The sequence below is a fragment of the Flavobacterium sp. MFBS3-15 genome (genome assembly GCF_026107645.2).
Taxonomy (GTDB): Bacteria; Bacteroidota; Bacteroidia; order Flavobacteriales; family Flavobacteriaceae; genus Flavobacterium.
Window position 1 is genome coordinate 84,462 of record NZ_JAPCHV010000015.1, and the last position, 16,939, is coordinate 101,400.

At 48.3% G+C, this 16,939-nt stretch carries 14 protein-coding genes and 1 pseudogene; 5 read left to right on the plus strand and 10 right to left on the minus strand.

The window, feature by feature from the left end:
• Positions 1 to 2 precede the first annotated feature (2 nt).
• The 5 genes and pseudogenes from OGH69_RS13650 to OGH69_RS13670 all read left to right on the plus strand — a co-directional run bounded on the left by OGH69_RS13650 (position 3) and on the right by OGH69_RS13670 (position 4,705).
• Complete coding sequence (locus OGH69_RS13650) at positions 3 to 1,415, plus strand: efflux transporter outer membrane subunit (RefSeq protein ID WP_265175042.1); 1,413 nt, start codon at positions 3 to 5, stop codon at positions 1,413 to 1,415.
• Positions 1,416 to 1,576: 161 nt separating this feature from the next.
• Entirely contained in the window at positions 1,577 to 2,635 is a 1,059-nt protein-coding gene (locus tag OGH69_RS13655) for a PA0069 family radical SAM protein (protein WP_265175077.1), read from the plus strand.
• A 279-nt stretch (positions 2,636 to 2,914) separates the two neighbouring features.
• Positions 2,915 to 4,000, plus strand: coding sequence for a glycoside hydrolase family 16 protein (locus tag OGH69_RS13660; RefSeq protein WP_265175043.1), 1,086 nt, complete (start codon positions 2,915 to 2,917; stop codon positions 3,998 to 4,000).
• 41 nt (positions 4,001 to 4,041) lie between these two features.
• A pseudogene (locus OGH69_RS13665) lies at positions 4,042 to 4,299 on the plus strand (RHS repeat domain-containing protein); the annotation flags it as partial.
• A 4-nt stretch (positions 4,300 to 4,303) separates the two neighbouring features.
• Positions 4,304 to 4,705 carry a hypothetical protein gene (locus OGH69_RS13670; RefSeq protein ID WP_265175044.1) on the plus strand — a complete coding sequence of 134 codons (402 nt, stop codon included), beginning with the start codon at positions 4,304 to 4,306 and terminating at the stop codon, positions 4,703 to 4,705.
• Between the two features lie 286 nt (positions 4,706 to 4,991).
• On the opposite strand, the gene OGH69_RS13675 is transcribed toward OGH69_RS13670, so the two are convergent.
• The 10 genes from OGH69_RS13675 to OGH69_RS13720 form a co-directional block, all read right to left on the minus strand.
• On the minus strand, positions 4,992 to 5,381 hold the full coding sequence (locus OGH69_RS13675) for a septal ring lytic transglycosylase RlpA family protein (RefSeq protein ID WP_265175045.1): 390 nt from the start codon (positions 5,379 to 5,381) through the stop codon (positions 4,992 to 4,994).
• Between the two features lie 8 nt (positions 5,382 to 5,389).
• Entirely contained in the window at positions 5,390 to 5,869 is a 480-nt protein-coding gene (locus OGH69_RS13680) for a septal ring lytic transglycosylase RlpA family protein (RefSeq protein WP_265175046.1), read from the minus strand.
• Positions 5,870 to 5,949: 80 nt separating this feature from the next.
• Entirely contained in the window at positions 5,950 to 6,390 is a 441-nt protein-coding gene (locus OGH69_RS13685) for a hypothetical protein (protein WP_265175047.1), read from the minus strand.
• Positions 6,391 to 6,589: 199 nt separating this feature from the next.
• On the minus strand, positions 6,590 to 8,230 hold the full coding sequence (gene pgi / locus OGH69_RS13690) for a glucose-6-phosphate isomerase (RefSeq protein WP_265175048.1): 1,641 nt from the start codon (positions 8,228 to 8,230) through the stop codon (positions 6,590 to 6,592).
• A 7-nt stretch (positions 8,231 to 8,237) separates the two neighbouring features.
• Positions 8,238 to 9,470 (minus strand): peptidoglycan DD-metalloendopeptidase family protein, encoded by a 1,233-nt coding sequence (locus tag OGH69_RS13695; protein WP_265175049.1) that lies wholly within the window; start codon positions 9,468 to 9,470, stop codon positions 8,238 to 8,240.
• Between the two features lie 22 nt (positions 9,471 to 9,492).
• Positions 9,493 to 10,425, minus strand: coding sequence for a tryptophan 2,3-dioxygenase family protein (locus tag OGH69_RS13700; protein ID WP_265175050.1), 933 nt, complete (start codon positions 10,423 to 10,425; stop codon positions 9,493 to 9,495).
• 4 nt (positions 10,426 to 10,429) lie between these two features.
• A complete protein-coding gene (locus OGH69_RS13705) occupies positions 10,430 to 11,197 on the minus strand; it encodes a DUF3108 domain-containing protein (RefSeq protein WP_265175051.1) in 768 nt (255 codons plus the stop codon).
• 303 nt (positions 11,198 to 11,500) lie between these two features.
• Positions 11,501 to 12,661, minus strand: coding sequence for a 4-hydroxyphenylpyruvate dioxygenase (hppD, locus tag OGH69_RS13710; protein WP_265175052.1), 1,161 nt, complete (start codon positions 12,659 to 12,661; stop codon positions 11,501 to 11,503).
• A gap of 322 nt (positions 12,662 to 12,983) precedes the next feature.
• On the minus strand, positions 12,984 to 14,141 hold the full coding sequence (locus OGH69_RS13715; protein WP_265175053.1) for a homogentisate 1,2-dioxygenase: 1,158 nt from the start codon (positions 14,139 to 14,141) through the stop codon (positions 12,984 to 12,986).
• Positions 14,142 to 15,079: 938 nt separating this feature from the next.
• Positions 15,080 to 16,756, minus strand: coding sequence for an amino acid permease (locus tag OGH69_RS13720; RefSeq protein ID WP_265175054.1), 1,677 nt, complete (start codon positions 16,754 to 16,756; stop codon positions 15,080 to 15,082).
• Positions 16,757 to 16,939 lie beyond the last annotated feature (183 nt).

The following is a 16,939-nucleotide window of genomic DNA, read 5'->3' on the forward strand; positions in this document are numbered from 1 at the left end:
TAATGAAACGCACCATATACAGAATACTGATAATTACCGTAGGCGGATTGCTGCTGCAATCGTGCTTTGCGGCCAGGGAATACAGCAGGCCGGACATTAAGGCCGAAAACCTGTACCGCACCGAAATAGTGGCTGCCGATACTGTATCGATGGCCGATATGTCGTGGGACAAGCTGTTTACCGACCCTGCATTGCAGGGCCACATTAAAAAGGGTCTGCAGTATAACTTTGACATTAGGTTTGCCATGCAAAACATTGCGGCTGCCGAAGCCAGCCTGAAGCAGGGCAAAGCGGGTTACTTCCCTACCCTTAGCCTGGGGGCCGACTGGACCCACCAGGAGCTTTCCAAAAACACCCAGTTTGGACGCATCATCAGCCAGAGCGGCGGCGCGACCAACGTAGACCAGTACCAGGTTACCGCAACGCTTGGGTGGGAAGCCGACATTTGGGGCAAAATACGCAGCAATAAGCGCGCCTTCGCGGCAGCCTATATGCAGACCATCGCTGCCAACCAGGCGGTAAAAACCCAGGTAATTACCGATATTGCTGCACTGTACTACCAACTGCTTTCGCTGGATGCACAGCTGAAAGTAGCGCAGGAAACCCTCATCAACCGCGACCAGAGCATTGAAACCATACTGGCGCTGAAGGACGCAGGCAGCGTAAACGAGGTGGGCGTAAAGCAGACCGAAGCGCAAAAATATGCCACCGAGCTGATCATTGAGGACCTGAAGAACAACATTGTACTTTTGGAAAACAGCCTGAGCATACTGCTGGGCGAACCATCGCACACGATAGCACGCGGCACGTTCGACGCGCAGCAGCTGAACCCGGAAATAAAAGTAGGGCTGTCTACACAATTGCTGCGCAACCGTCCCGATGTGGTGGCGGCAGAGTTTGGTTTTGTGAATGCCTTTGAGCTGACCAATGTGGCACGCGCCAACTTTTACCCGCAGTTCAGGATTACCGGCACCGGAGGCTTGCAGAGCATTGAGCTGAAGGACTGGTTCAGTACCAACTCGCTTTTCGCCAATATCGTTACAGGGCTTACGGCCCCCATATTCAACGGCAGGCAGATTCGTACGCGCTACGAGATAACAAAAGCACAGCAGGAGCAGGCTCTGGTAAGGTTTCAGCAGGCGCTAATCAATGCCAGCAAAGAAGTGAGCGATGCACTGGCCAACTACGAAAATGAATCGCGCAAGATAACCATACGTGAAAAACAGGTGGACGCTCTGGGCAAAGCAGCCGATTATTCGGATGAACTGCTTACCTACGGATTGGTAAACTACCTTGAGGTACTTACCGCCAAAGACAATGCCCTGAACAGCGAGCTCCAGCTTATCGATAACCGGTACCAACAATACCTCGCCATCATAAATTTGTACAAAGCCCTTGGCGGCGGATGGCGCTAAAAGCATAATTGGACTTTCCGATTATTTTAGATTAATTGTTTGTTTTATGTAGGGCCGCCCGTTGCAGCAATGTATCGGGCGGTTTTTTATGTTGATAATTTTACACCTATATTAGAAAATAATCTTATGATTATTTTTACCTTTATCGAAAGTAAAGGATGATGAAGCCGGAAAAAATCAAGGGGCAGGGCGCTGTGAGCAACGTGCACAACCATTTTATAAAAAACAGGTATGAGACCAGCATATACCAGGATGACTATGAGGAACAGGCAGCAAAGACAGAGATCATTGAAGTATTTCCCAAGACCATTGTCAACCCGGTAAAAAGCCCCGACCTGCCGATGGCCTACTCCATGAACCCCTATCAGGGGTGCGAGCACGGATGCGCCTACTGCTTTGCCCGGCCTACACACGAATACTGGGGCTACAGCGCCGGCATCGACTTTGAACGCAAGATCATGGTCAAAAAAAATGCGCCCGAACTATTGGAGCAATTCTTTAAAAAGCGGGGGTACAAACCCGAATCGATACTCCTTTCCGGGAACACCGACTGCTACCAACCGATTGAGCGCAAATTGCAGATAACGCGCCGCATACTGCAAACCTTTCTTGACTACCGCCATCCGGTAAACATCCTGACCAAGAATGCCCTCGTGACCCGCGACCTTGATATACTTGTGCCATTGGCCGAGAAAAAGCTGGTAACGGTTTCCCTGAGCATTCCCACGACCAATGAGGAGCTGCGAAGGGCATTGGAACCCCGCACCTCGTCGGTCAACAGCAAGCTGCAGGCCATAGAAACGCTTTCGCAAAACGGCATCCCCGTCAACATCATGGTAGCGCCCATCATTCCGGGCCTCAACAGCATGGAGATACTGCCCACCCTGAAAACCATAGCCGAAAAAGGCGCGCACAGCTTTGGCTATACGCTCGTCCGCCTTAACGATACCGTAGAACCCATTTTCATAGAATGGCTCGAACAGCATTACCCTGACCGAAAAGACAAGGTGCTCCACCAGATCGCCTCCATGCATGGCGGCAAACTTGGGGAAAAGCAGGTATACAAACGGCGTACGGGTGAGGGCAACATTGCTGAAATGATCCATACCACCTTTAAAGTCGGCAGGCAAAAGTACTTTTCGCACGACAAGGATGAGATATTCCGCCTGAGGACGGATCTGTTCGACGGGACCAAGGGAGAGCAATTGAGTTTGTTTTAGCTTCGGTTAGTCCTGGTGAAGACGCCATTGGTATTTTAACGTGGGTTCGATATAACCAAGGCATGAAATATTTATTTTCAAAAGATATGCTTTAGATATAACTTTCCACTACTCTTAACCGGGAAAACTGTTTTGGTTTGAGCGTAGAGGCGTTGCAATGCAACGTCTCTGCAACGACGCATAAGTTTAATTTCGATATGGAATAAGGCCTTGTGATCAATTTTAAATCGAACTCACGTTATTTTAAATATATTTACGATTCCAAAACAACTGACATCTATGAAACACATCTTCAGCGCAATGCTGCTGCTGGCCCTTGCCGGCTGCGGCTCAGACGACGGCGGGAACAACGAACCCAACAACAATAACCCCGACCCGGATCCCGTAGGCGAGCCTGTAATTACCCAGTATGCGGGTTATACACTACTTTGGAACGACGAATTCACCGGAACGTCACTGGACCTTACCAAATGGAACTACGAGACCGGTACGGGCGTAAACGGCGACTTTGGCACCGGACAGCTTGACAGGGCCACCAACAGGGTTGAGAACGTAAAGCTGGGAACGGGAACGGTTAACGCGCCGGGCGAACTTTCCATCACCACCCGAAGGGAGCAATATGTAGACCGCGACTATACCAGCGGCAGGATAAACACGCAGGGGAAATTTTCTGTCGGGCCTGGCTCGCGCATAGAGGCGCGCGTATGGGCACGCGACGTGAAGTACAAGGGCCAGGGCTTTGCCTTCTGGATGATGCCTGCCGAGAAGCCCGCCGACCAGCCGCACATCATGTGGCCCCAGGGCGGCGAAATTGACATTATGGAATATGTTGGCGCCATACCTTACAATAACCTGGGCAGCGTGCACTATGCCTGGTTTTGGGAAAATAACCAGTACCAAAGCTGGAACCACGGCCACAAAGGCGGCTATTACAACTACGAGCAGCAGCAAAAACCGCAAACCAATCCGCAATATGGCGGCTGGCCTGTAACCGGCACTGACCCGAATGCCGGCAGCGGCGGCTACCACCTGTACCGCATCGACTGGTATGCCGACCGCATCGAGTTCAGCGTGGATGAGCACGTATACCACATCAACTATTTTAACGATGGCGATGCCTTCGGCAATGCCCCCGACGGCCAGGATGCCGATGCCACTGTAATTGTAGACGGCAAAAGGGTATTCAAGTCGGAGTACTCGCACCACTTCCCGGAGTGGGAACCGTTTGACCATAAATTTTACATGATCTTATCTGCAGGTGTGGGCGGCAACGACAACATGACATACGGTGGGGCCATTGTACCCGAAGCCGTATTCCCGTGCACTACGCTGATTGACTATGTGAGGGTGTACAGGAGGGATTAAGCCGTACACGAATATGGAATTTGTAGAAGTATAAGTACAACGGCAAGGAATTGCAGGACGAACTGGGGCTTAACATGTACGACTACGGCGCAAGGAATTATGACCCAGCGTTGGGTAGGTGGATGAATATTGACCCGCTGGAGGAGAATAGCAGGAGATGGTCTCCATATAATTACTGTCAAAGCAATCCCATTTATTTTATAGACGCTGATGGAATGTCATTAGGTGATTTTATAAATCAAAATGGTAAGGCAAGCAATAATGCCCCAGAAATATTTTGTTACACACCTAAAAAATAATTCTATGCAGAATATTATAATAAGCGCTATGTTATTTTTAACTATTAGTTGTTTATCACAAAGCAAAACACTGTTAGATACAATAATGGAAAATCATATTACTGAATTCAGAAAGACTGTGGGAACATCATCTCCAATTTTTATAACATTCGACTACGACTTTGCAAAAAATCTAAAATTGTCTCCTACAGACTATTACTTAACTCCGTATATCAACCCTCAAAAATTAAAGTCAGATAAAAACTATCTTGTTAAATTTATAGTCTCAACAGATAATAACAAATTAACATTGAATGCAATAAATTTTAGATTGAAAAAAATTAACAATAAGGAATTAGAATACATTAATATGGGCGGAGATAAGTATGATTTGACAACTGGTTTACTGGAAAAAAGCAGCCAATAACGTATTTGAAAGTTTTAAATAAGTTCAACATAAATTAAAAAGATAAACAAAGCCATCTTCGGGTGGTCTTTTATAGCCGCTTCCATATCTAATGTATCAACGCAGCCTGCAAAATGGCTCCACCAGTTAAAAGCGAGCTATAGGAGATGGTGTGGATATATTTCGCTGGTTATTGTTATGTAGGACAGTCATAAACTTACTGGCAATAAAAACTGAGATTTCTCCTTCGACGAAATGGAAGAACGTTTAATTCCATTTCGACGAAGGAGAAATCTCATAGTATAAATCACTTCGCTACCTCCAGCGATACTTTCAGTTCGCCGTGATTCTTATTGTCGGTGATTTCCATAAAGGCTTTTTTGGAAAGGTCAATATCCCTGCCTCTGCTGAAAGGCCCGCGGTCGTTGATGGTCACGACAACCGACTTGCCATTGGCTTTGTTCGTCACTTTTACCTTGGTGCCAAAGGCCAGCTTTTTGTGGGCGGCGGTGTACTTGCTGTTGCTGAACTTCTCGCCGCTGGCGGTTTTCCTGCCGTTGAACTTATCGGCATAGTAGCAGGCAACGGCATTCTTGTCATACGAACTGAATGCACCGTTGGACGATGCTACCCTGGACGATGAACAGGCAGTTGCGATAAACAGTAAGGAAAGGAGGATGAGGGCTTTTTTACCCATGGGTCAGGTTACTTCTTTTCTATGATTTCCATTTTCACCTTGAAAGTACCCGACTTTTTATTGGATGCAATTTCCATGAAGGCGGTCCTGGTAAGGTCGATCTCCAGCTTTTTGCTGTACGGGCCGCGGTCGTTTACCTTAACGTCTACAAACTTGCCGTTTGCCTCGTTGGTAACGCGCACCATCGTCCCGAACGGGAGCTTCATGTGGGCTGCAGTATAATGCTTGTTATGGAATCGCTCGCCACTGCTTGTCTTCCTGCCATTGAACTTGTCGGCATAATAGGTTGCCAGGGCGCTCTTTTTGTACAGGGTAAGCTTGGGGCCGGCGGGTTTTTCCGCGATGGGTGCGGTAACTTCGGTGGTATCTGCCACGATGGCGGCAGCCGGTTTTTCAATCTTTCTTACGGCAACCGTTTCGGTGGTTGCGAAGCCAGTTATTATTAAAAATAATAAAGCGGCACTGAAAATAAGACTACTATTCTTCATAATAAGTTTATTTTGGTCCTTTATTAAACAAATAATATGCCAGGGATAAAAAAGCCCACAGGGGGCTTAGTACGGTCAGCTTAATCGAACCATTGTCCGTAGGGGATCCTGCTTAAAAGCAGCACTAAACCGATGGCATAAAATATTCCGATGCTCTTGAATTTTTTAGCAGATTCCTCTGTCTTTTTGTGTTTCGACCATCCTATCGTGATAAGGGTGATCGCTATCAGGTTTACAAGCGGGTGCTCTACAAGCAGCAAACGCAGGTGAGGGTCTTTCATTACTGCTCCCATTCCGGCAGATTTGGCAACTGCCATAGCCGGCGAAACAAAAATCAATACCAATCCCAAAACAAACTGTACGTGCGTAAACACCAGGGCGATCATCGAGATCTGCCTGTCCTTAGGGGTAAAAACCCTTTTGGATGAAAGGCCCGCAAATGCATTCAGGATGGCGATAACCAGCAGTACCAAAACCGCGTAAGCCCAATAGGAATGGATGTCTAAAACACCTTCGTACATAGTTTTCTGATTTTTAGGAAAAGCAAATATAACACATTACGTACGAAAGTCAACCCAAAATCTCCTGTTAATAGTTGTTAATAGAAGTTTACCTGCTGGCATCAAGATGCTTACAACTTAATTTGACATCCCCCTCAAACAAAAAAATCCCTGTGATCGCAATGAACCACAGGGATTTTTAAAATTCTATGCCTGCTAATTATTTACCTAAAAAAGTTTTCAACAATAGCGTCGTCGACCCGTCGTGCTGCTTCACTTCACCTGTATTGATCTCGTCGAGGATGGAGTTAGCCAATTGCTTGCCCAGCTCCACGCCCCACTGGTCGTAGCTGAATATGTTCCAGATAACGCCCTGTACGAATATCTTGTGCTCGTACAATGCCACAAGCGAGCCCAGCGTTTTCGGTGTCAATTTTTTGATGAGGAGCGTATTGGTAGGCTTGTTCCCCGCAAACACTTTGAACGGCAGCAGGTAATCCGCCTTCTCCCCTGTTACGCCCTGTTTTTCAAACTCTGCGCTTACCTGCGCTTTTGTTTTGCCGTTAAGCAACGCTTCGGTCTGTGCAAAAAAGTTCGACATCAGCTTGTCATGGTGGTCCTTGTTGCCGTGCAATGGCTCAATATAGCCTATAAAATCAGTTGGTATGAGCTTTGTACCTTGGTGGATCAGCTGGAAGAAAGCGTGCTGGGAGTTGGTTCCCGGCTCACCCCATATGATGGTGCCCGTCTGGTAATTTACCGGGTTGCCGTCGCGGCCCACGCTCTTGCCGTTGCTCTCCATGATACCCTGCTGCAGGTAAGGAGCCAGCTTTTGCAGGTATTGTGTATACGGAATCAGCGCCTCGCTTTCGGCACCGAAGAAATTGTTGTACCAAATGCTCAGCAAGGCCAGCACTACCGGTATATTCTCACCGAAATCAGCCGTACGGAAATGCCCGTCCATTTCGTTGGCGCCCTTCAGCAGGTCGTCAAAGTTCTCAAATCCTACTGCCAATGCGATGGTAAGGCCCACCGCGCTCCATAGTGAGAAGCGTCCGCCCACCCAGTCCCACATCGGGAAAATGTTGGCCTCGGCAATGCCAAATTCCGTTACCTTTTTAATGTTGGTCGATACGGCCACAAAGTGCTTCGCCACATCTTCCTGCTTCGCCGAAGTAAGGAACCATTCCCTCGCTGTTTCAGCATTGGTAAGCGTTTCCTGTGTGGTAAACGTTTTCGATGCCACTACAAACAGCGTCGTTTCCGGGTCGAGGCCCTTGAGGCTTTCCATCACGTGGTCGCCGTCTACATTAGAGATGAAGCGCACGTTCAGGTGGTTCTTATAGAATTTCAACGACTCCACCACCATGGCAGGCCCAAGGTCGGAACCGCCGATACCGATGTTCACCACATCAGTAAAGGCCTTGCCGGTGTACCCTTTTCTGCTTCCGCTGATGACTTCATCGCAAAACTGCTTCATCTTGTTTTTAACCGAGTATATTTCCGGCAGCACATTCACGCCGTCAACCTTCACATCGGCATTCTGAGGGGCACGCAAAGCTGTGTGCAGCACTGCCCTGCCCTCGGTACGGTTGATGGCCTCCCCGCCGAAATAGCTTTGTATGGCGCCCGAAAGATCAACTTCCTTAGCCAGGTTTTGCAGCAGCGAAAGCGTCTTTTCGTTGATGATATTCTTGGAGTAATCAACCAGGAAATCCTGCCACTGTATATGGAATTTCCCGGCCCTGCCGTTGTCTGCGGCAAACATTTCGGGCATGGAGGCATGCTGCATTTCGTCAAAATGCGCGCGCAATTCCTGCCATGCGGCGGTACCGGACGGATTAATGTTTTGTAGTGCCATGTGAATTTTATTTTTGGAATTTGATGTTCGAAATACTGTCCAGCTCCTTTTTAAGTGGGGTCATAAAGGCAATGAAGCGCGGCTTGTGTTTGGCCGACATCGGCTCTGAGCTTGGGAGCTTTTGGCGCAGGGCATCCACCTGTACGCCGTTCTTCCAGAAGCGGTAGCACACGTGCGGGCCTGTCGCAAGGCCGGTACTGCCCACAAGCCCTATCACATCGCCCTGGCTTACGCGCTGCCCCTGCCTCACTTTTATCTTGGACATGTGCAGGTATTGTGTGGAATAGGTGCCGTTGTGCCTCACCTTTACGTAGTTGCCATTACCGGAGGTGTAGCCCGTACGTTCAACAACACCATTGGCCGTAGTCATGATGGGGGTGCCGTGCGGTGCTGCATAATCAGTACCGTTGTGTGCCTTCCAGCGTTGCTGCACGGGGTGGAAGCGCCTTGGCGAAAACCGCGAGCTGATGCGGCTGAACTGCAGTGGTGCCTTCAGGAACATGCTCTTGAGCACCTTGCCTTCCTCGTCATAATAATCGTATCGCTTGGCGTTCTCATCCTGCTTGAACGGGAATGCGTATATCTTTTTGCCCTTATATTCAAAATAGGAAGCCTCGATGTTGTCGAGCCCGGCATATTCGGTGCCATCGATGTATTTTTCGTTCACCGTTACGGCAAACTTATCGCCCTTTTGTATCTTGAAGAAGTCGATGCTCCAGGCGTAAATTTCGGAGAGTTCGTGTGCCAGTGCGGGAGATGCCCCTGCATCAGAAAGCGTTTCGGCCAGAGAGCCCTCAATTTCGGCGGCGATCACGCGGCGTTTTATGGTTACCGGCTTTACGGTTTTATAAGCTTTGGCAATGGAGTCGCGCAGGTCGACCACATAGTAGCTCAGGTTATCGGGCTGGTAAATGAACAGCTGGAGCTTGTTAGGTGCCTGCTTGCCCTTGAGCATCGTAAACGGCTTGCCCACACGGATGTCCCTTAGCTTGAAAGAATCCCTAATCGCCTCGGTCACCTTGTGTATCTGTGCCGCATCATAGCCCTCTTCGCCCAGTATCTTCCCGAATGTATCGCCCTTTTCAATGGTATCGCGCACCACTTTGAATTCTTCCAGCGTAAAGCCGAATTCTTTGGTTACGGGCGCGGGTTTGGCAACAGGCTTGGTCTTTTCGGTTTTTTCGTCTTCCTTACAGGCAAATAGCGTTAGCAGTAATAGTATGGCAGTCAGGTACTTCAATTGTGTTCACTTGTTTTATCGATTATACATTTTCTCCCCAGGATTTCAGCTCTTCCTCGCTCCAAAGCTCAGGGAAAAATATCCTGCGCTGGTATCTGGGGTGCATGTATTTCTTCCAGTCGCTTCCGCCGGTGGCCTCCTGCGGCCCGGAAACGCTTTCAATGTATTTTTTGGCAGTGTTGTAGTGGCCCATTACCCAGGTCACGTTCACCGTATAGTCATAATGCCTCATCGCCCTCACGAGCATTGGGTCCTTTTGATCGGCTTCCGGCAGCTGCCTGAACTTCTGCCAGATGTTGATAGTGTTGTATTCCTCCATGTATCGAAGGAACTCCCCTTTGTATTTGCGTTCAAATTCGGCAAGCAGGTAGCTTTTTTCGCCTGTGTGGTAGTCCTTGCCCGCGGCTTGCCAATAGAGGTGCTCCAGCGCATGCTCATAGGGTGTATTGCGGTCTATGGTAGCGCGGTAGCGGTAGTCGATCAGGTTAATGAGGTCGGTGCTGGCAAATTCTATCAGGCGGTACTGTGCGCTCTGGAAGCCGCTGGCCGGGGTAAGCGTGTTGCGGAATTTCATGTACTGCTCTACCTCCATGCCGTCGCGCATGATGTCGAACGAGGTGGTAAGCATATCGAAATAGCGGCTGATGCGCATCAGCTTTTCGGTAAAAAAAGAAGTGGAAGGTGCTTGGTTGTGGCAAAGCTGCTCCACTTCCCAAAGTATCATCTTAAACAGCAGCTCATTGATCTGGTGGTACATGATGAACACCATCTCATCGGGCAGCGTTGTCCTTTGAATCTGCAAATTAAGCAGCGCATCGGTCTGTATATAGTCCCAATATGTTATCGGCTTAGCCCAAAGCAGCCCTTCAAGATGGGTCTCTGTCTTTTGGTTTATCGCCCGGAATTTTTCGTCAAGGTCATTTATTTTTTCCAGTATTGGGTCTGTCAACTCCATTTGCTTATTTCTTTTTAACCGTAAACGGATGGGCGAGCCCCCTGTAGGAATCGAGGTCGGCCTTTAAAGACCCAACCGCAAGGCTTGCTTTAATACGTAACGGAACTTTATTCTCATCGTCTGAAACCCAGACGGTTAAACTTTCTTCTTCCTTAAATACACGGCCGGCCTGAACCATTGGCCTGAATATCATTGAGGAAACGGTGCCAAATTTAGTTTTTAAATCTTCCCTGCCAACGAATTTCAGCTTAAATTTTATCACCTCGTCGTCAAAAAACATGTCAAGCGAAATGGATTCGCCCACTTTCAGCTTGTCGATGTCCTTATGGTTCCTAAGGTAATAAAATGCCGACACTACGTCCTGTACATGCTCGGGCACTGTATAGGTCTTTTCCTTGTTTTTCTTACGGTCTTTTACCGTCACAGTATTGTTCGCCTGCTGAAAATAGGCTTCCTGGTGCTTTTCATAGCCGCCTTCGTCTATCTTGCGCAGGTGCTGGTAGGGTTTGCCGGTCGCTTTGTCAAAGTAGCTTTCGTAGGTGTCATCTACCTTAAAGAAAAATTTTGTCATTCCGGTCGTGTACCCTTTCCCTACCACATGGTGGATCTTCTTTCCGTTCCTCAGTGCCTCCTTAACTTCCAGTGTGGCATAGCCCGCATTTACAACACCGTAGTGGATGCGGAACTTAAAATATTCCCCTGTTGTAAAAGCGTTTTGTGGAAATGCATTAAAGGTCGTCAGAAGCAAAATAATCGCTATCAATTTTCTCATAGTAAATTTTTGTTTTTTGTGGATAACCACCTTAAATGCAATTTCTGTTCCAAAAATACTAAAACAAAAAAACCCAGTCAAAATAATGACCGGGTTTTTATGCTATTAACCAACCAAAAAACTATAAATTATGAAAAATTTACTTTACAAAGCGGGGGCCTATGACCTCCCTCCGATTTGCGAGTGCAAAAGTAGATAGTTTATTGAATATTTCTTTTCAAAAAATCAACTTTAACACATATACTTCAAAAAATAGCTTTCATGCGGTCTAATTTTTATACATCTTTCAAAAAAGAGCGATTATTATAGCGTTCCCCTCAATGCCTGCTCACGTTCTATGCTCTCAAACAGCGCTTTAAAGTTTCCTGCGCCAAATCCGCGGGCACCCATACGCTGGATAATTTCATAGAAAAGCGTTGGCCTGTCCTCTACCGGCTTGGTGAAAATCTGCAGCAGGTAGCCTTCCTCATCGGCATCGATCATGATGCCCAGCTCTTCCAGCACCACCATGTCTTCCTTCATCATGCCCATGTGCCTGCCAAGGCGCTCCGGAATGGCTTCGTAATACGCATGCGGCGGGCGCGAAAGGAACTCAACACCCCTGGACTTCAGGTCAGATACCGTTTTGATGATATCATCGGTAGCGATAGCGATATGCTGCACGCCCGGCCCACCGTAAAAGTCAAGGTATTCCTCTATTTGCGAACGCTTCTTGCCTTCTGCGGGCTCGTTGATAGGGAACTTGATGCGCCCATTGCCATTGCTCATTACCTTGCTCATCAGCGCCGAATATTCGGTATTGATCTGCTTGTCATCAAACGACAGGAAGTTCACAAAGCCCATCACGTCCTCATACCATTTTACCCACGTATTCATTTCGTTCCAGCCCACGTTGCCCACCATGTGGTCTACATACTTAAGGCCGGTTGGCGCAGGGTTGTAGTCGCTTTTCCACTCGCGGTAGCCCGGAAGGAATACCCCATTGTAGTTTTTGCGCTCTACAAACATATGCACTGTTTCGCCATAGGTATAGATGCCGGCACGCACCACTTCGCCAAACTCATCGGTCTCTACCGTTGGCTCCATGAATACCCTGGCACCGCGCTTCGTCGTTTCTTCAAACGATTTGCGGGCATCCTCCACCCAAAGGGCTACTACCTTAACGCCGTCGCCATGCTTCACGATATGGTCGTTTAGCGGCGAATCGGCCGTAAGCGGCGTGGTAAGCACAATGCGGATCTTGTCCTGCACCAGCACGTAAGACGCACGGTCCTTCAGGCCTGTTTCCAGGCCGGCATACGCCAATGACTGGTAGCCGAAAGCCGTTTTATAGTAATGTGCCGCCTGCTTGGCGTTGCCCACTATGAATTCTACATAATCTGTACCCATAAGCGGCAGGAAATCCTGTGCGCCTTCAAATATTTTCTCGAGTCCGTACTCGACACTTTTAACTTCTTTTTCCATTTAGTTTATGTTTTAATTAACTGACGTGATGTCAGTTGCTGTGTTGTTTTTTTCCTCTCCCCGGCCCTCTCCAAAGGACGGAGCTGGGATTGGATGTTGTGTCTGACCTCACCCCCTACCCCATCTCCAAAGGAGAGAGGCATTGGAACGTGAATACTGTTGTTGTTTATTTTTTTCCTCTCCCCGGCCCTCTCCAAAGGAGAGGGAGCTGGGATGGATATTGAGAACGTAATTAGTGGCGTATTTATCTCTTCAAGGGTAAGCTTCCGGCAAGAGTGTTACGCTCCGTCACCCTCTCCTTTGGAGAGGGCCGGGGAGAGGACTACTCCACCCACGATTTATAATACTGCCCGTCGTCAAGGCCCATGGCTTCCTCCGTCACCATCAGCGGGCGGAAGGTATCTACCATCACGGCCAGCTCTTCGGTTACGGTCTTGCCAATGCTTCGCTCCATCGCGCCCGGCGCAGGGCCGTGCGGTATGCCTTTCGGGTGCAGGGTAATGTGCCCCTGCTCGATGTTGTTGCGGCTCATGAAATCGCCATCTACATAATACAGCACCTCATCGCTGTCGATGTTGCTGTGGTTGTACGGCGCCGGTATCGCTTTCGGGTGGTAGTCGTACAGCCTCGGGCAGAACGAGCACACTACGAAAGTAGACGTCTCAAACGTCTGGTGTACCGGAGGCGGCTGGTGCACGCGCCCGGTTATCGGCTCAAAGTTATGGATGCTGAAGCCATACGGGAAGTTGTAGCCGTCCCACCCTATTACGTCGAACGGGTGCGTGGCATATACCACCTCGTGCATCATGCCTTCCTTCTTAATCCTGATGAGGAAATCGCCTTTTTCGTCGTATGTCTCTATTTCTTCCGGCAGTTTGAAATCCCTTTCGCAGAAAGGCGAATGCTCCAGGTGCTGGCCGCTGCTGTTCTTGTAGCGTTTTGGCGTATAGAAAGGCGCGATGGACTCTACGTAGAAAATGCGGTTATCCTCCGTCTCAAAATCGATCTGGTAGATCATGCCGCGCGGTATGATAAGGTAGTCGCCGTACTCAAACGGGATGTTGCCCATAAAAGTGCGCAGCGTACCCTTGCCTTTATGGATGAAAAGCATCTCGTCGGCATCGGCATTTTTATAGAAATATTCCCTAAGTGATTTTCTTGGAGCGGCAAGCCCGATGATGCAGTCGCGGTTAACGAGCATGGCCTTGCGGCTGTCCAGGAAATCGTCCTGCGGCTTTAGCTCAAAGCCTTTAAAAAGGAGTGATTTGATGTTCTTGTCGATGGCAATCTTAGGCTCCACAGAGTAGGATTTCAGTATTTCCTTTACCTGCGTAGGCCTGTGCACATGGTACAGCAGCGAGGAGTGGCCGTGAAAGCCCTCGGTACCGAACAGCTGCTCATAGTAGAGCCCGCCATCCGGCTTTTCGAACTGTGTATGGCGCTTTTGGGGGAAATTCCCAAGCTTGTGATATATAGGCATTTTTAAATGTATTAGTTATTAAACAATAGTCCGCATACCACTATCGCCTCATTCGGGATTTCTCTTAATGAGGTATTTTAAATATCCTAATAAACCGGCCCATTGCGTGTTCATATTACAAATATCGGAAAAATTTGGTTTTTTGATTGTATAATTGGGATAAAAAACTGTTCAAATATATCCAAAGTAAGAATTCATCAGCCATTATCAAAATACCAGCCTGAAAACGGCAAAGATGGCTAAAAGCAAAAGTGAAGCTTTCCCCGCCTTTGGAGGGCGGCATGGTTTGCCTTGTCTTGTTTCCGGCACTTGTAACCACCCCGGCTTTCAGCCACCCCTCCAAAGGAGGGGAAGGGAATCCGGGCATCCACAGGACTTTCGTGTGGATACATACATTTTGTCGAATTGATACGCAGCACACTATTCCCATAAGGAATCAATTTCAGTGTAAAGGTGGCTAAACCCGGATTATGAAGCCACACAGCAGTGAAGCTTTCCCCTCCTTTGGAGGGGTGCCCGGAGGGTGGGGTGGTTTGCCTTCTTTTGCTTCCGTCACTTGTGTAACCACCCCGGCTTTCAGCCACCCATCCAAAGGAGGGGAAGGGAATCCGGGCATCCACAGGACTTTCGTGTGGATACATACATTTTGTCGAATTGATACGCAGCACACTATTCCCATAAGGAATCAATTTCAGTGTAAAGGTGGCTAAACCCGGATTATGAAGCCACACAGCAGTGAAGCTTTCCCCTCCTTTGGAGGGGTGCCCGGAGGGTGGGGTGGTTTGCCTTCTTTTGCTTCCGTCACTTGTGTAACCACCCCGGCTTTCAGCCACCCCTCCAAAGGAGGGGAAGGGAATCCGGGCACAGGAGTTCAGGCTTGGCAACAAAAAAAATCCCGGCAACTTTCGCTGCCGGGACTCCGGGTGTGTTTGTTGTTTTTATTTTGTAGAAGTCTTTCCATATGTAAAAGCAAATACCAGCGCATGAATCGCAGCAAACACTACGGAAAAATAGAACAGCACCGGCACATATGGGTTTTCCGGATCCGGGTGGAGCAATGCATCGGCTTTCGCCCCTTCGTGGTGTATAAAAGCCACTACTACCAGCGCCAATACCATAACGATACCCGCCACCGAAACAAATTTATAGCTGCCTGAGCCAAACTGGCCGGCATTAAGGTAGCTTTTCCTCATACCGTAAAAAAGGTACAGGTCAAAACCTATCATCATCCATACGATGAGCCTGATCCAGGTGTCGAGCGGAAGGAAGACCATCATGAAAAGGCATACGCCTACGCCCAGTATCGGCACCAATGGAACCAGCGGGGTTCGGAAAGCCCTTGGCGCTTCCGGCATTTTCTTACGCATAATCAGTACGCCTATGCACACCAATATAAAGGCGAACAGCGTCCCGATGCTGGTCATCTCACCCACCACCCTTGCAGGAACGAATGCGGCAAAAAGGCTTACCAGCACCATAAAAAGCATATTGTTTTTGGCCGGTGTACGGAATTTAGGGTGAACATCGGAGAAAATTTTGGGCATAAGGCCGTCCTTACTCATCGAGAAGAACACACGACTCTGGCCCATAAGCATTACCAGGATAACCGATGCATAACCCGCAAGAATAGCAAGCAGGATAGCATTATTCAGCCATGGATAGGCCGGGGCTATAGCGCCTGAAGTATCCATCGGACCCATGGCATCTATCGCGATGGCAACCGGGGCAATACCGTCGGTACCGGCAAAAGCGCTGAAGTTTACAACTCCTGTCATTACGTGTGCAAACAGTATATATAGCAACGTACAGATACCAAGCGAAAGCAAAATACCAATGGGCATGTCGCGTTTGGGGTTCTTTGCTTCCTGCGCCGCTGTAGAAACAGCGTCGAAACCAATATAGGCAAAGAACACAATGGCGGCTGCACGGATAATCCCGCTAAAGCCGAATTCACCAAACGTTCCTGTATTATCAGGAATATAAGGCGTATAATTCTCCGGCCTTATATATTGCCAGCCCAATACAATAAATACCAGCACAACAGTTACCTTAAGCGCAACAATAAGCCCGTTTATAAATGCCGACTCTTTTGTACCCCGCATCAATACGAGCGACATTACCATAACGATTACTACCGCGGGAATATTAATAATACCGCCTTCAAAAGGAGAAAGCATGAATTCGGCCGGGATATCTATGCCATAGCCGTGGAGAAACTTGCCAAGATATCGTGACCAGCTTATTGAAACCGTTGCTGCGCCTACTGCATATTCCAGCACAAGATCCCATCCAATAATCCAGGCAACAAATTCACCCATAGTGGCAAACGAGTAAGTGTACGCGCTGCCCGCAACAGGAATCATGGAAGAAAACTCTGCATAGCAAAGCCCGGCAAATATGCAACCCAATGCTGCTACTAAAAACGATATTGTTATGGCAGGTCCGGCATTGGTTGCAGCAGCAATACCTGTAATTGAAAATAGCCCCGCACCGATTATGGCCCCTACGCCAAGGGCGGTTAACCCTGTTGCTGAAAGGGTTTTCTTGAGTCCTTTTTCGGATTCGCTGGCCTCATCCAGCAATAAATTTAAAGGTTTCCTTCTCCAGATTGACATATAGTTTTGGTTTTATTAAAGTCCCAAATATAGGGTTTTTAATAAAATTATGAGGTTTTTAACGAAATGTTTATTCGGAAGGAGCTGATTTGGTGTGTTTAGAAAAGGCTGGATTGCTAATTGGGGAATTTTTACCGGAAAATGCATTTCGGCGTCCGTGCATCAGGAACGCTTTTTCGGCAA

Excerpts from the sequence above, each read along its gene's own strand:
- OGH69_RS13670 (WP_265175044.1), top strand. The coding sequence starts at position 4,304 with ATGCAGAATATTATAATAAGCGCTATGTTATTTTTAACTATTAGTTGT.
- OGH69_RS13720 (WP_265175054.1), bottom strand. The coding sequence starts at position 16,756 with ATGTCAATCTGGAGAAGGAAACCTTTAAATTTATTGCTGGATGAGGCC.
- OGH69_RS13685 (WP_265175047.1), bottom strand. The coding sequence starts at position 6,390 with ATGTACGAAGGTGTTTTAGACATCCATTCCTATTGGGCTTACGCGGTT.
- OGH69_RS13660 (WP_265175043.1), top strand. The coding sequence starts at position 2,915 with ATGAAACACATCTTCAGCGCAATGCTGCTGCTGGCCCTTGCCGGCTGC.
- pgi (WP_265175048.1), bottom strand. The coding sequence starts at position 8,230 with ATGGCACTACAAAACATTAATCCGTCCGGTACCGCCGCATGGCAGGAA.
- hppD (WP_265175052.1), bottom strand. The coding sequence starts at position 12,661 with ATGGAAAAAGAAGTTAAAAGTGTCGAGTACGGACTCGAGAAAATATTT.
- OGH69_RS13675 (WP_265175045.1), bottom strand. The coding sequence starts at position 5,381 with ATGGGTAAAAAAGCCCTCATCCTCCTTTCCTTACTGTTTATCGCAACT.
- OGH69_RS13680 (WP_265175046.1), bottom strand. The coding sequence starts at position 5,869 with ATGAAGAATAGTAGTCTTATTTTCAGTGCCGCTTTATTATTTTTAATA.
- OGH69_RS13650 (WP_265175042.1), top strand. The coding sequence starts at position 3 with ATGAAACGCACCATATACAGAATACTGATAATTACCGTAGGCGGATTG.
- OGH69_RS13700 (WP_265175050.1), bottom strand. The coding sequence starts at position 10,425 with ATGGAGTTGACAGACCCAATACTGGAAAAAATAAATGACCTTGACGAA.
- OGH69_RS13705 (WP_265175051.1), bottom strand. The coding sequence starts at position 11,197 with ATGAGAAAATTGATAGCGATTATTTTGCTTCTGACGACCTTTAATGCA.
- OGH69_RS13715 (WP_265175053.1), bottom strand. The coding sequence starts at position 14,141 with ATGCCTATATATCACAAGCTTGGGAATTTCCCCCAAAAGCGCCATACA.
- OGH69_RS13655 (WP_265175077.1), top strand. The coding sequence starts at position 1,577 with ATGAAGCCGGAAAAAATCAAGGGGCAGGGCGCTGTGAGCAACGTGCAC.